Raw genomic sequence first — 14280 nt, 5'->3', positions numbered from 1 at the left:
TAGAAAAAAAACTAATGGTGAAATAGATGCCTAGGATTAAAAATATTATATGATTATTTTTGAATCGGTATCTCCGGCCTTTAATGCACGCATATAGGCCAGGATTAATTCTTTGGTTCGATACTTCCCATATTTTGCATCATCTTCCCTTTTTACAATAGGAAACGTTTCCAGAATGTAGTCTGCATCCTTCTCGGTAAGTCGGTACAGTAGAAAAAACAGGGCATCCAGCCGGGCTTTTCTGTGAATTCGATCTTCCTCATCCCAGATAAAGGGCTCGCCTTCATAGCCCATGTCTTTTGCGAAATCCTTTAAATCCCAGGCAGTGTAGGTCAGCCTCAAAACTTCTTCATGGATTATTTCTCGGGCTGAATTATCCCCAAACATTGTTGAAAACAGTTTATTCGGAATAACTGGAATTTGTTCAAGGATGTACCAGTTTATGTGCTGGCCCTGCATTTTCTGTCGGGCAATAAAGTCAAAAGCAAAGGAATTGAAATTTCCAATCAAATTTTGAACAATAATAAAGAAATTGTCTAAATCTATTTCATTTTCTGGGATCAGAATTGGTAGTGTATTTCCCACTGGATAATTGGGGATTATAGCTGATATTAATGACCTTTCATTGGTTGGATTTGAAACATCTCTAAAAGAGAAATGCCATTTAAGTTTTAAACTCGGACTTATTACATTTTTGCTTACCCAATATTGAGGGTCTGGATAATACTCAGGATTTACCAAATCTTGCATTTCAGTCTCACGACTATTTGCTACGTTTTGGATATTGCTTGCGTTAATTTCTACAGAGGACGCACGATGATTATATTGATAAATCATCCTTCCAACATACAACGGTAAAAACTCCTCTTCCCCTTTCTTCAGTTTGTTGCCTTCCACCGGGTAAAATCCCTCGCTCTCTAATTCTTCACGGGTTTTGAACTTGTCCGAATCATTGGTCATGTGAAACATGGTGGAGTATTTTATCGGCCAGACTTTTCCTTTTTCGTGGTGATTCAATACGGGGAATTTTTCATAAATCCGCCGGGTTATTTCCGCATCCCGACGTGTTCTGAAAATTGGTGCCGTTCCGGTATTTGGGTTTACGCGATTAAAATCCTGCGGACTCATGGGAAAGCATCTATCCGGGTCGTTAATTTCATCAGTCGCGTGAAGAAAGAAAGCCATTTGCGTTTCAGGAAAGGTCCGTTTATTGCCCCCGGCAATGTAAGCGCAGAATTTGAATGAAGCGTGAATATCAGGGAAAAATATTTTCTTATTTTCGAAGTCAAAGAGCCCTGCCAATCGACCACTGGTGGAAATGGATTTGAAGAATTCGCTGGCGGATTTATCTGATGCAATACCCGACGGCGTTAAAAAACCAACCAGCCCGGTCTTGCTCACTAGCCGGTGAGCGCGTTCCACGAACAGAGAGTAAATATTAATGTCCCCAACAGAAAGCAGTGGATACTGGCCACCTTTCCTAGCCATAGCAGATGTGCCTTCGGCTCTTTCTGAGGCTTTCAGGAAATCCTGCCACATGGGATGTTTGTCTTTTTTAAGTTTTTTGATTTTTTTCTTTCTATCACTCGCTCTTTCGCACAAGGCGATCTCTGGTTTGCGGGCCGCGAACCATTCGACCTCTTGCATCTTGATCCGATCCCAGGGCGGGTTCCCAATCACCGCATCAAATCCACCGGTGGGATCCGGACTTTCCCAATTATCCCAAACCTCGGGAAACCCTATTTCCCAATGAAAGAAACGCTCTTCCTCGATTAAAATTTTTATTTGATTCCAAAATTCTTGTGCAAGAGAGGGCGCAGACTCTGGAAATGTTTCTTCACCAGAGGCCAGTTTTATTGGATCCCCATAGAATGAATCTAAAAGATTTTTAAAAATTGTTTTGTATTCCTTTTTTTGTTGAGACAGCCAACGAATTGCATGAACAATTCCTATGAAGCGATCCAAGCGTCGGGTGGTTTCTTCCACTTCTTTGAAAGTTAAAGCTGATTCTTGAACTTCGGATATTTCCGCGTCAGTAATTTGTTGGATTTTTGCCATACCTTGCGCACCCAATCGTGCTTTTATTACTTCTTGTGCAATTATTAAAGAAGTATGTTCTCTAAGATATCCTTCTGCATCAAATATGAACTCACCAAACAGGGAGTCGCCACATCGTAAATGATGATCGAGAAACGATAAGGGTGCACCCACTGTGAAGGTATGGAGCCAAAGGGCAACCTTGGCCAGTTCCACAGCCATGGGGTTTTTATCCACTCCGTATATGCACCGTTTCAAAATCATTCTTCTGATGATATGACGGTCATCCAGTTGATCCTCATCAATGGTCCATCCCTGTTTTTTTACCTGCCTCAGGATTCTGTTCCTGATATCCTGAATTCGGTTGATGAGGGGGGATTGGTAGGGGTTTTCCTTGTCCGCCCAAGTGACGGCCTCCTCCGATTCGACAAGAGATTCCAGAATTTTGTCTGCGAGATAATCTACAAGAGACACTAGGAAGTGGCCACTTCCCATAGCTGGATCGCAAATTTTCAAATCGAGAATGGAAACTGAGGGATCATATTGTTGAAGTTCCCTGATCTTTTCTTTCTTGGGTTTTCGTTTCTTTTTCAATTCATCAACGTTTACCCGAAACTTTTCCAGCTTTTCATCTATCAAGGGCCCAATCGTTTTGTCGATGATCAGTTGAACGAGGTCCTCGTGGGTATAGAAACTACCTGTTGTTTTGCGTGCAAATATATTTGGAAGAACCTGAATCTGTTTGTTCTCATCCAGAGACAGTTCAAATTCCAACAAGCGTTCATATATTGACCCTAATTGCTGTACCGAAAGGTCTCGATAATTTACCCACTGCCTTTTGTTATTTTCTTCAATTCTGGAAAGGCCGTCTAGAAGAGGAGCGAATTTTGAATCGGGAATCTCTGTTCGGTTTAAGATTGGGCTGAGTTCTCTATTAAACAAACCACCGTTATAAGGTGGAAGACCGATGGAAGAGTCTCCTCGATCAATCGATTTAAAAATATTGGATGTCTTCCTGAAATAATCATCTTGAGTAGAGCTAAAAGTATCTTTAGCATCCAAACGCTCTGCAATATCGATCCGGACCCTTTTTCTCAGACCGTAGTCGTCATATTTTTCATTGGTGACAGGGAGTAAGTTCCTGTCTTCAGCATATAAAATAAATAAGAGTCTGTATAGAAGTGTTAAGGCCGCGTCGCGGACTTCGCCCAGATAATCAGGGTCGGGAGAATCCGGGGCTTGAGGATCATGTGCATAAATCGCTTTAACCAGCTCGGGGAAAATTGTTTCAAAAACGACATCGCTTAGATCTTTTGCAACCTGTTTTTCCCAAAACCTGCTTTTGGAAAGAATGGATTCATGAAAGGTTTCATTTTGCGGAGATGAAATGTTAAAAGCATTTGAATGGAAAAGTAGATAGAAAACCTTGCCCCAGTCCTGCTCCTTGGATAACGGGGTTTCAAAGAGGTCTGGCTCAAATCCGGGTATTCCTAGGATCTTGGGAAGATCAAATTCAATAAAATCCTCAGATCGTGATTTTGCGTTCTGGAAATAGAGTCTCCAAAGTCGGCCGTTTGTCAGTATCGCCCATTTAATCTTTCTATCAGACTGGACTTCCGCATGAGACATGTACCGCAGAATCTGGTTTGAAGGAATCCTTTGATCATCCTCTATATTTGATGATTTGCGATCCAGAGGAACATTCCAGGCTTTTGCTTCAAGGATAGCCGTCCCGAACTTATATCTGTTGGATTGGGATTTTTCTTTATTAGCCTTTTTTTTCGATTCAGAATCCGGGAACAGTAAATAGTCAGGTATGTCTGATCTTCCTTTTTTGGACGTGGTCTGTTGTGTTAAATATTCAGACCATCCCAAAGCTTCAATAACAGGATCAATTAAATCCCTTTCCGTCGTAGGTTCGTTTGCATTTCCATCCGTTGGGAACTTTTGAAAGACTTCAGTTAGCTTATTCTGAAAGTTTTGAATTGTATCTACTTGCAGCTGAGTCCAAAGCTCTTGAGATTTAATGTCTTCCTTTAAAAATTCCAAGGGATATAGGCTACCTTTAATCACAACTCGATCTCCCGAAAAAACAAATTTTCATAAAGAAAACATATTTTGTTGTTTATATTTTGAGTTTTCCTTTTTTTATCACTCTACTTCTGGTCCCCTTCTGCGCCCAGAGCATCAGGGTTCTTCATAGATTTTTTTTCTTCAGATGCCAGCCTCCGCTCAACCTTCTTTACGTCTTCTGCAGGGGGAAGCTCCTCAGGACGAATACCGCGATTAAGTAATGTTTTTCTAACAGCCTTATTATTCTTTATGTGTTCATCCGAGATGTCGGGTTCGGTGCTTAGTTTATGCTCTCTGGCATTGTGGATCGTAATCTCAGTCGCGAAATCTTTTGCTTTTAGCACAATAGTTGGCGCAAAGTCTGCTAACGGCCTCTTCACGGGGACTTTCCATCTGGATTTCATTACTTGAGTTGATTTGCCAAACAGGGCCTGGTCGCCTTTGCTACGGATGACTCCAAAGTTTTTGTTGCTTCCCGTTTGCTGAAAAATAACCGAGGACAAATCCTTTTCTGTAGAAGTCAGTTTTTGCCGTGCAGATACCCGCTCTGTTTCCAGTAATCGATTTTCAATCAACTCTGCTTTTCTGGTTTGAAGGGCGAAATAGTTCTGGGCGAAAGCAATCTGCTCTTTTTTGGGATCACCATTTTGAGCAATTAAATAGCAGGCATATCGGGTGAGCATGATGTCATCAATTTCCCGTTGGCTCCCAGACCCCAGATCGACCATTTTCCTGATGTCAGGAAAATGGTCCAGAATCTCGTGTCCGGACACCTCGCATGCGGTTTTCGCTTTAGAAACAACGTTTATAAAGTTTTCCCACTTGGAATAACCGAGTAAATGCTGTAAATCTCTGGCCAGCCAGAATTCGACTCCGTCATCGGTTTCCTGAGCGTGGGCTTCAAAGGTTCCAGTGAGTGTGACTATGGTTTCATGTTTCATATCATTTACTTTCCTTTCAGAATTCTCTATCAATCTTTTCAAACAAATGAATTTTTAGCTACTGATCCGGGAATTGGGGGGGCATGGGGAGGCCGACTTCGTTTAAAAACGTTTCCAGGGCGGGGTCGTGCAGGATATGCGGCGGGATGGGGTAGTTCTTCGGCAGGTTGGATCCGTCGCGATCCAGTCCGTATTTCCGTTTAATGGCTTCGGGTATATCCACATTACTGGCGACGATATAGTTGAGGATGCCCGGTTCCATCAGGATATGCGCGGGCAGTTTGGCCAGCGGATGGTTCGGGTCTTCTTTCATTTCATCGGAGTTTTTTAATTCGCGGGCGCGACGTCTCCGGTCTTTGCGCGATTTGGTTTTATCACTTTTGCCGGAGGGGGCGACGACGACTTTCGGTTTGCTGCGCGCCACGGTGGCTTCACCGGGATCGTATTCTCCGAGGCCGACTATTTTTACGCGACTCGATGCGGGGTCGTCTGTCCAGAATTCCATTTTGGAAAAATACTCGAGCAACGATGTCACAAGCGATTGCCAGTTTTCACTCTGAATATCTGCTGACATAGGGGTGTCGGCGAGATCATCTGGGTAGGAAAAGGCGATGCCGCTTTGTTCACCGATCACCTGCAGCACCTGGCTCAAGGGTTCCTGGTTCACGTTCAGGTGGATGCCGTTTTTATCCTGCGTCAGGTTCCCGGTTTGTAACGTGGTGGCGGCAAAAACGGGGACCTGCAATAAAAGCAACATGGCGATTGCCATGAAAATGTTAATGGCCGTTTTCTTTCCGATCATGATTTTCTTTTCCAGCATGTTTATTCCTGTTTACCTACATTGGACACTGGTTGTGCCTCCTGCAGTCCGAGCCAGGCCTCCGCACACATGAGAAATGGCACCCGAGGCAGAATTGAAGAGTCCGCCACCCACACTGCCGATGATACCGCCTGCGTTGTTTTCGAGTCCACCGTTAACATTGGCATAGTCGCCGGAGGCCTGGTTGCTCAATCCTCCGGTTATGCCACTGGCAACGCCGATCGCGGTATTCAAGGAGCCGGAGGTTGTGGAACTGTAGTTTCCTATGGACTGGTTTTGTAACCCGCCCAGACTGGAACCATAATCACCGGTGGCAACGTTCTGGAGTCCGCCAAAGCTGGTGCTGAACGCGCCGGAAGCGGCGTTGGCCTGTCCACTGCCTGCGCTCGCGCCCAGGCCGGCTGCCTGATTCAGACTGCCGGCGAAGACGGAAGAAAATCCGCCGAGTGCCTGGTTGCGTTCTCCGCCGGTGACGGTGGCGTAGGTTCCGGAGATCCAGTTGTTGAGTCCGGAAACGATCCCGCCATAGCTCATGTAATTATTTCCCTTCCCCACCACCAGATTATGCGAACCGGTTTTCTGGGAAGACGGTCCGTCTCCCAGGTAAGGAAAGATGTTCTCATTATAACCGATTATGATATTGCCAAGACCATTGACCGGCCCGTCAGTGGCACCCAATCCGTTGTTCACTTCCAGGTTCATGCCGTTAAAAATCAGGCTGTTCCCATTACGTTCCACACCACTCAGCAGAATCTGTAGTGCCTGAACTTTAGCCTCCAGTGCAGTGGGGACGATCCCAATATCGGGCGGGTTTGTCTGGCCGTTGGTTCCCTCTGAAGAATTGAAACCCGCTCGATTTTGCCGGGCCAGGGTTTGTATCTGTTTTTGGAGAAGAGAAACCTGTTTTTTGAGTTGCCGGTTGCTTTGTTCAAGAGCCTGCAGACGTTCATCATCGCCTTCCGCACCCCATGCGGAGGGGATGGCAAGGCTTCCCGCCAGAACGAGGGTGCAGAGCAACCCCAGTGCTTTTTTTCGTAGCCGTTTCGGATTAGTGGATGGGCTTTTATCGGTTATCATCTTGTCTCCCCAGGTTGGAATTAAAAAAACTATCGGTCAAAAAAAACTGCCCGGGCCACAAATCCAGAAAAACAGGCAGGTTGGTGAAATTTTCAGGGCTTGCAAATTCAATAAGCTGGTAAAAATAATCTGAGGGGTATTATCCGACAAGTGGATCGAAACCGCAATTTATTTTGGGAAGGGGTAAATTTGAGGGGTTTCCATCAGGGGGACCTTTGGATAACCCTGAAACCAAGGTCCAAGGCGAGATTCTTCACTCCGCAAAGCTTCGTTCAGAATGACATTGCATTGATTTTGTGTGTCACCCTGAGCCTGGAGCCTGTCCTGAGCTTGCCGAAGGGAAGGGGGACGTCCTCACTTTCTCCCTTTGAAAGGTGCTTATGAAAGGTTCTCAGGAAGAGGTAGTTCCAGAGATTTTTCCAGTTTCCTCCGGGCGTTGCCCGGCTGGATTGCTTCGTCGCAAAGGCTCCTCGCAATGACGAATACTTTGTTCCAAAAAATTTTTAACTTGCAAAGCCCTCCCCTTGAAAGTGGAGGGTATGGGAGGGGTCATGAATACAACCTCCCCTGTATCCCCTCCTTTTCTATTCAAGAACGCGAATAGCATTCTTGAAGGGGGAAGACCTTTGCATAACGCTAAAATCAAAAGCAAAGGCGAGATTCTTCACTCCGCAAAGCTTCGTTCAGAATGACATTGCATTGATTTTGTGTGTCACCCTGAGTCTGTCGAAGGGAAGTGGGAACTCCTTGCTGTTATCTTTTATGTGATTTTTTTGAAAAAGTTTCTTGATAGAGCAGGTCTTATTTTTCCAGAGGATTTTCGGTTATTTTTATCAACAATTCAGCGCCCTGCAACCAGGCTATTAAATCCAGGACATCGGCATTTTTAAGAAGAGCGAGTTTGACTGCCTCGTCATAGGGCTCCCGCACTGATCTGTAATCCGGGTTTCCCATGTGGCAATACATGATATTAGTGTTAGCAATAAAGTTATTGTATTGAACAACATTATAAATAGAGATTCCCAATTCAATAAACCGTCTATGGAAATGCTGGATATTGCCAACAACCAGCCCGGTTTCCAAGGCATTGGTTATTGCGGCTGGCATCGCTCTCAATAATGGGTCGAGACGCATTACGTGAGGATGTAAGACAGCTTCAAAGGTCCGCTCCATACGAGCCCTTTTCCAGGTTGTAAATTTTCTTCCCAGATCGCCCTTTAACTTGCCAGGAAGACTTCGAAAGGGTTCTGCCCCTAAATTGGGCCTGCGTGTTTCAGACATAGTACCCACAGCTCGCGATACGTCGCGGGCTTTTAGTTCTGCATTTCTGAACATCACCCGGCCAATGGCGCGTTGAAACCGGGCTCGTGCCAGTGGGTTAGATTCCGGTCCACCATAGTAATATTCGCGGCAACCGGAATACCTTGCCTGCAGGGAAGTTCTTGCAAGTCCTGGATCTGTTGAGGCGTAAACCACGCGAAGGTGCCGACAAACGGTAACCAACAGTCCTGAACACATCTCACAAGACTGCAGGGTGGTGTATAAGGTGCAACCATCGGGCACCACTTTTTTGTATCGATGGAAGTAGCTTTGCATGCAGGTAATTTCACCGTGCAGTGTGGAATTCGATTCATTGACATTGATGCCCCAGCTCAAAATGGTTCCTGTTGGGCTCACCAGGACGCAGGCAATATTCTTCCCTTTCAGAGACGATTCATCGGAATTTCGAGCCCCGTGTAACAGGGCAAAAGCCAGGCCGATGAAGATATGATCGCGTACCCTTTGATTCCTCACCTCGCAAGACGTTATTCCAGAGGGCTTGAAAGACAATTTGGGTGGAGTAAAAACGGGTAATGGACTTTGAATCACTTCATGAACCCATGGTCCCATCTTTCCCACGCGTTCTATTTCAAAAATCCATTTTTGGATCCCCCTGATATCATTGTCTCGAATAACTGTTGCGGGTGTACCGAAAGCTGTGCAAATTTTCGGATACGCCTCGGCCCAGGCTGGATCCCAACCATCAGCAGTGACTCCTGCCAGGGCTAGAGTCAGAACTTTTGACTGGAGATTGAGGTCGGCGGGTGTCAGGAATTTTACCTGCCCGGTTTCCACGAAGAAAAAATGCGTGGTGTGGCAGCGAATGGCCATTCCCAGACACATGCGGGTCGGTTTGGCCGTGGAATAAGCGTAGTAATCCGAATCTGCAAATTGCTTTTGGGCTCTTGCCTGAAATGCCTGGACACAAGAGGTTCGACCGAATCGGGCTCCTCCCTCAAGCTCAACACTCCATCCATGACCTCTCTTATTGTCCACTCGAACGAGGATGGTTACATTTCGCCCCGTTTTAGCTTTAAGAAAATGGGCAATTAATAGCGCCAATTCGTGCAGGTTCATTAGTCCATCCTTAGGTAATGAATTTGGACAAAGTCAATTATTTACTTTAGGGAAGTTTTTTTAAGGAATAGCGGCTCAGTTTTGCAGGGGAAATGCAATAACTATCTGAAAATTAACACATTATTTTATAATAGTACATTCGATATCGAAATTAAATAAAAATAAATATCCGTTATCTAATGAATCCGGGAATCTGTTTATTGCTTCTGTGCACGAAGAAGCAGCTTTCCAGCACACTTGGAAAAATAAAACTAAATGTCTTTTTTTGGGTCAGCCGACGGGCTGGTGGTCTTTCAGGCGGGGGGACAGGTATTCCACGCAACTGCTCATGGTCACCAGTTTGGGGTAGTCTTCTTCCGGAACTTCCAGATTAAACCGTTTTCTAAGCTCCATCACAATATCCAGAAAATCCATAGAGTCGAGATCGAACTGGTCGCGCAGTTTCACCTCATCCTGGATTCCCGACAGGTCCTCATCCGGGGCAATATCGGCGATGATGCTTAAAATGGAATTTCTTACTTCTTCACTCGTCATCCACAAACTCCTTTAGTGGACCAGATTTTAGGCAAAACCGGCGTGATTTTCAAGGGGTTAAGCCCATTATTTTACAAATCTTTTTACGATCAGTACCGAATTGATCCCAAGCATTCCGAACGAATTATTCATTATAACATCGACTCGGTCCACTTTCTGGGGAGAATTGGCGACAAGTCCCGGTAATTCGCAATCCGGGTCCAGATCATCCAGGTTGATGGTGGGGTGTACCACCGCATCTTCCAGAGAAGGCAGGTTTCCGGTCAATTCCAGCACCCCGGCTGCCCCCATGGTGTGGCCGATGTAACTTTTGGTGTTATTGACCCTGATCCTCGAATTTGATGCGAACACCTCGCGGATGGCCTTGACCTCCTGGACATCCCCCAACTGGGTAGCCGTGGCGTGTGAGCTGAGCAGGTCGACATCGTTCGCCTTCATACCGGCACGCTCCAAAGCCAGCCGCATGGCCTCGGCCTGTCGTTCGGGATGCGGCAGAATGTGGTCGTACGCATCGGAATTAATGGCGTGGCCACCAATCTCGGCAATAATCCTGGCGCCGCGCTTGAGTGCATCTGGCAGGCGTTCCAGAACATAAATACAACCACCCTCGGAGCAGACAATCCCGTTCCGGTTTTTATCAAACGGACGCGAGGCTTTGGCCGGGTCATCGTGTTGGGCCAGTGCGCCTTCACTGTTGAAGCTGGCGAAAATGCCGAAAGTGTGGATCGATTCGGATACGCCGCCTGCAAGTGCCAGATCGACTTCACCCAGGCGCAGCATCTGGGCCCCCTGGATCACTCCCATATTACCCGCCGCACAGGCGGCGCCAATGGTGTAATGGGGACCCGTGATGCCCATATTGAGCGTCACCTCTCCGGCAGGATTATTGGCCACCGTCCGTGGATTGTGGTGATGCGACCAGAACTTGGTGTCGTAATCGTACTTTGAGATATTGTAGACCTCGTTTTCGGTCTCCACGTTGCCGTGTTCGGTCACCCCGATGTACACACCCACTTTGGATTTGTCGACGGAATCCCAGTCGATACTGCCATCCGCTACCGCCTCCCGCGAACAGTAGATGGCCACCGATCCGGCGCGCGTGCCACGTCGCAGGCTTTTCTTCTTCTGGTATTTGAGCTCGTCAAAATTACAGACCCCGGCGAGAACCTGACCCATGTAGCGCGTTTCAAAATGGACCACCCCGGATTTACCGTCCAGAAGTGCCTGGCGGTATTCGGGCAGAGAATCGCCGTTGGGCGCCGTCAGCCCGATGCCGGTGATTACAATTCGCTGTTCGTCGGGAAGATTCGAAGTCATAAATACAGGGTTAGTTTGTAGCTACAGTTATAAAGGACAGAGCCACCACAATTCAAGTGGGGATTTTTACCAGATTGCCAGTAGGCCAACGCCTGATATGTGGCGATGCGCTCAAATAATATTGTTTTCTCTTAAGCGGTCTGCCCGTTACCCCCACCGGAAGGTGGACCTAATGGTTTAAACGTGAGGATCAGCAAGGCCAGCAGGGTGAGGTTGTTGATCAGGGCCAGAACCATGGCGAGCCCTGTCAGCAAGCCGAAATAAACCGTCGGAATAAAATTCGACAGGGCCAGAATGGAAAAACCGAATGTGACGACTACCGATGTATAGTAAATCGCGCGGCCGATAGAACCGTGTGTGCGGTCCATCGCTTTTTTGTAGTCGCGGTCCTTTGCAAACTCTTCCTGAAAACGGTGGATGTAGTGGATGGTGTCGTCGACCCCAATGCCAATGGTGATGGATGCGATGGTGATGGTCATCATGTCGAGGGGAATCTGGAACCATCCCATGAGGCCGAGGATCATTCCCGCTGCCAGCACTGTGGGGGGCAGGGCGAGGATCGCCAGCTTTACGTTTCGGAACAGGATGATGAACATGATGAGGATGGAAACGAACACCATGCCCAGCGTGGTGATTTGCGAATCGTAAAGACTGTACAGCATATTGTTGTACAGGATTGCCATGCCCGTGAAGCGAAAGCGGTCGGGGGGGTAGCCCATCTCTTCTTCTATATAGCGTTCCAGCTTTTCAATGAGTGCCTTGCGGTGCAAACCGGGATGGGCCTCTACAATACGCATGTTGATACGCGCCTGGTTGGCATCGGCTGAAAGGTAGGGATCGACCAGGGCTTCTTTTACGTTTTCGGGCAGCAAGGGTTTGAGAATCGTAAGGTCCGCATCATCAAGGTTGTCGCCTTCATTGAGATGGCGGATGACTTTGTACAGGGTGGCAATCGATTGCACCTTTCCGATCTCAGGTTGGGCGGTCAACCAGTCGTGGATCTTTTCGATTTCGCTCAGCTTGTCATTGTTGAACCAGAAATTTTCGACTGTGGAGTCGGGTTTAGCTTCCTGGAAAGGGTCGTCAAAACCCTCTTCATCTTCTTCGAACTCATCTCCACCATCACCAAATGGGTCTTCATACTGGTCTTCCGGTTTCTCTGCCGCCAGTTCTTTCAAGTATTCGTAATAGTCAGCTTCAGGATTGATCACCACTTCCAGCGGAGTGGTGCCACCCAGTTGTCGATCAATCAATTCCAGTCCCTGATAGATTTCCGTGCTTTCACGGAAGTAATCGATGAACCGGTTGTCGACTTTTAAATCCAGTATCCCGAAAACGCACCAGATGGTTGCGGCTGCACCGGCCAACAGAATTTTGCCTTTATGGTTTTTGGTTTCCCTTGCAATACCAAGAGTGAAAGCGTGCGTCATGTCGTGATCGGAAACGGCTTTCGTTGGTGCCAGCAACATTTGAATGGAAGGCCACAGTACAAATGACAGGATGAATCCACATACAATGCCGATGGTCATCATCCAACCAAAATCAATTACCGGCCGGATACCGCTCACTACCAGGGAACTGAAGGCGGCGATGGTGGTGATGGCTGTGTAAAAACAGGGGCGTGTCATGAAGCTGACCGTTTCGCGGACCAATCGACGCTGGTCCCAGTCCGGGAACTCGGCTTTGAGTTCACCGTAACGTACGATCAGGTGGATCGTGAGCTGCATGGTGACGATGATGAGGATGGAAACAAAGTTTGACGAAATGACCGTAACCCGCCAGTCGACAAAACCCAGAAAACCGATCATGGTCAGCGCCGTAAGACCGCAACACACCAGCGGTAAACTCACCCAGCGCACTTTGCGAAAGAAGAACCACAGGGCAAAGATCAAAAACGCGAAGACACCGAGTCCAAACGTGATCAGATCGTGCCGTATGAATTCGATGATATCGACCGTGATCATCGGCACACCGCCAAGAAAAAGATCAGCGACATCCCGGTAACGGTCCATGATGTCGCGCACCGCCTGGATGTTTTTTTCCTGCTGAACGTTGACGATGGCGAGGTAGGCCTTGAACTCAGCCTTGGCTTTCTGATATTCGATCTGTTCTTCAGGAGTCAGGGTGCCTGCGTATTCCTTGTTGCGCAGGGCATTACGGCGGTTCAACAGGGTTTCGTATTTCTGGTCGCGACGGATGTTGACCTGGATGGCGGAGGTTTTGCCGTCTGCCGAGACCAGCAGGTTTTTATAGATCGGGCTGGTTTTGAATTCTTTCAGCGCCAGCGAGCGGTCGACGTCAGGATGGGTTTCGATGGACCGCGTGCCTTCCTTGAGTTGACCGAAGGTAATGCGTGGACTGTCGAGCAGGGGAACGTCGAGCACGCTGGTGATCGACTCGATCCAGTCGAGGGCAAGCAGTTCTTTTTTCAGATTGGCGAGGCCGGTGAGTGAGGCCTCCGACAGCATGCCATCTTTTGGAGTCCAGGTGATGATGAGGAATTCAGCAGTAGCGTAGGCATCTGCTATTTGACGCGAGTAAGCAAGGTCGTCGTCGTTTTCGAGAACCAGGGATTCAGAGGAAGCATCGAGCTTGAAACTGGGAAACTGGTAGAGAAAAAATCCGCTGAACAGTAACGCCAGTATCATGCTGACAAGCGGGTGTCCCAGCACGATTTTATCGAAAGCGGACAACAGCCAGCCGCCAAATCCTTTTGATGGGGTGGAAGTAGACTCGTCGGGAGAGTTGGAGTTACCGCGGGAAGTCATCAGAGTCCGATATCAGGTTGGTAAAAACATCCAGTATTTCAAAAGACGAAAAGCGGCCCCATGATAGCGAAACCTGAGTCCCTTGGGAAGGACCACCTTGCGGTGGGGCAAAAGGTCTGACAGGTTTTGGTTCAGCATTAATTTTTGAGCGTATTACAACATACTGCCTGTTCGCAGTCCGCGGAGGACCACCTTGCGGTGGGGCAAACGGTCTGACAGGTTTTGGTTCAGCATTAAATTTTGAGCGTATTACAACATACTGCCTGCTCGCAGTCCGCGGAGGACCATTGATCAAGTTTATGGGTTACAATTCCGA

8 protein-coding genes are annotated in these 14280 nt (G+C 47.4%); all 8 read right to left on the bottom strand.

Annotated elements, in window-relative coordinates; genetic code table 11:
• Positions 1 to 45: 45 nt before the first annotated feature.
• On the bottom strand, positions 46 to 2259 hold the full coding sequence (locus tag G3M70_05115) for a hypothetical protein (GenBank protein ID QPJ61302.1): 2214 nt from the start codon (positions 2257 to 2259) through the stop codon (positions 46 to 48).
• 1934 nt (positions 2260 to 4193) lie between these two features.
• Complete coding sequence (dinD, locus tag G3M70_05110) at positions 4194 to 5051, bottom strand: DNA damage-inducible protein D (GenBank protein QPJ61301.1); 858 nt, start codon at positions 5049 to 5051, stop codon at positions 4194 to 4196.
• Between the two features lie 58 nt (positions 5052 to 5109).
• Complete coding sequence (locus tag G3M70_05105; protein QPJ61300.1) at positions 5110 to 5871, bottom strand: hypothetical protein; 762 nt, start codon at positions 5869 to 5871, stop codon at positions 5110 to 5112.
• Positions 5872 to 5883: 12 nt separating this feature from the next.
• Complete coding sequence (locus G3M70_05100) at positions 5884 to 6948, bottom strand: hypothetical protein (protein ID QPJ61299.1); 1065 nt, start codon at positions 6946 to 6948, stop codon at positions 5884 to 5886.
• Between the two features lie 801 nt (positions 6949 to 7749).
• Entirely contained in the window at positions 7750 to 9345 is a 1596-nt protein-coding gene (locus G3M70_05095; GenBank protein ID QPJ61298.1) for a Bd3614 family nucleic acid deaminase, read from the bottom strand.
• Positions 9346 to 9615: 270 nt separating this feature from the next.
• A complete protein-coding gene (locus tag G3M70_05090) occupies positions 9616 to 9879 on the bottom strand; it encodes an acyl carrier protein (protein QPJ61297.1) in 264 nt (87 codons plus the stop codon).
• Between the two features lie 66 nt (positions 9880 to 9945).
• Positions 9946 to 11196 carry a beta-ketoacyl-[acyl-carrier-protein] synthase family protein gene (locus G3M70_05085; protein ID QPJ61296.1) on the bottom strand — a complete coding sequence of 417 codons (1251 nt, stop codon included), beginning with the start codon at positions 11194 to 11196 and terminating at the stop codon, positions 9946 to 9948.
• Positions 11197 to 11327: 131 nt separating this feature from the next.
• Complete coding sequence (locus G3M70_05080; protein QPJ61295.1) at positions 11328 to 13964, bottom strand: MMPL family transporter; 2637 nt, start codon at positions 13962 to 13964, stop codon at positions 11328 to 11330.
• Positions 13965 to 14280: the final 316 nt, after the last annotated feature.

The sequence above is a fragment of the Candidatus Nitronauta litoralis genome (genome assembly GCA_015698285.1).
Taxonomy (GTDB): Bacteria; Nitrospinota; Nitrospinia; order Nitrospinales; family Nitrospinaceae; genus Nitronauta; species Nitronauta litoralis.
This window is presented reverse-complemented; position numbering and strand designations above follow the sequence as displayed.

What these genes read in the sequence shown, in the direction of transcription:
- G3M70_05105 (QPJ61300.1), bottom strand. Translation starts at nt 5,871, where the DNA reads ATGCTGGAAAAGAAAATCATGATCGGAAAGAAAACGGCCATTAACATT.
- G3M70_05080 (QPJ61295.1), bottom strand. Translation starts at nt 13,964, where the DNA reads ATGACTTCCCGCGGTAACTCCAACTCTCCCGACGAGTCTACTTCCACC.
- G3M70_05100 (QPJ61299.1), bottom strand. Translation starts at nt 6,948, where the DNA reads ATGATAACCGATAAAAGCCCATCCACTAATCCGAAACGGCTACGAAAA.
- G3M70_05115 (QPJ61302.1), bottom strand. Translation starts at nt 2,259, where the DNA reads ATGGCTGTGGAACTGGCCAAGGTTGCCCTTTGGCTCCATACCTTCACA.
- G3M70_05085 (QPJ61296.1), bottom strand. Translation starts at nt 11,196, where the DNA reads ATGACTTCGAATCTTCCCGACGAACAGCGAATTGTAATCACCGGCATC.
- G3M70_05090 (QPJ61297.1), bottom strand. Translation starts at nt 9,879, where the DNA reads ATGACGAGTGAAGAAGTAAGAAATTCCATTTTAAGCATCATCGCCGAT.
- dinD (QPJ61301.1), bottom strand. Translation starts at nt 5,051, where the DNA reads ATGAAACATGAAACCATAGTCACACTCACTGGAACCTTTGAAGCCCAC.
- G3M70_05095 (QPJ61298.1), bottom strand. Translation starts at nt 9,345, where the DNA reads ATGAACCTGCACGAATTGGCGCTATTAATTGCCCATTTTCTTAAAGCT.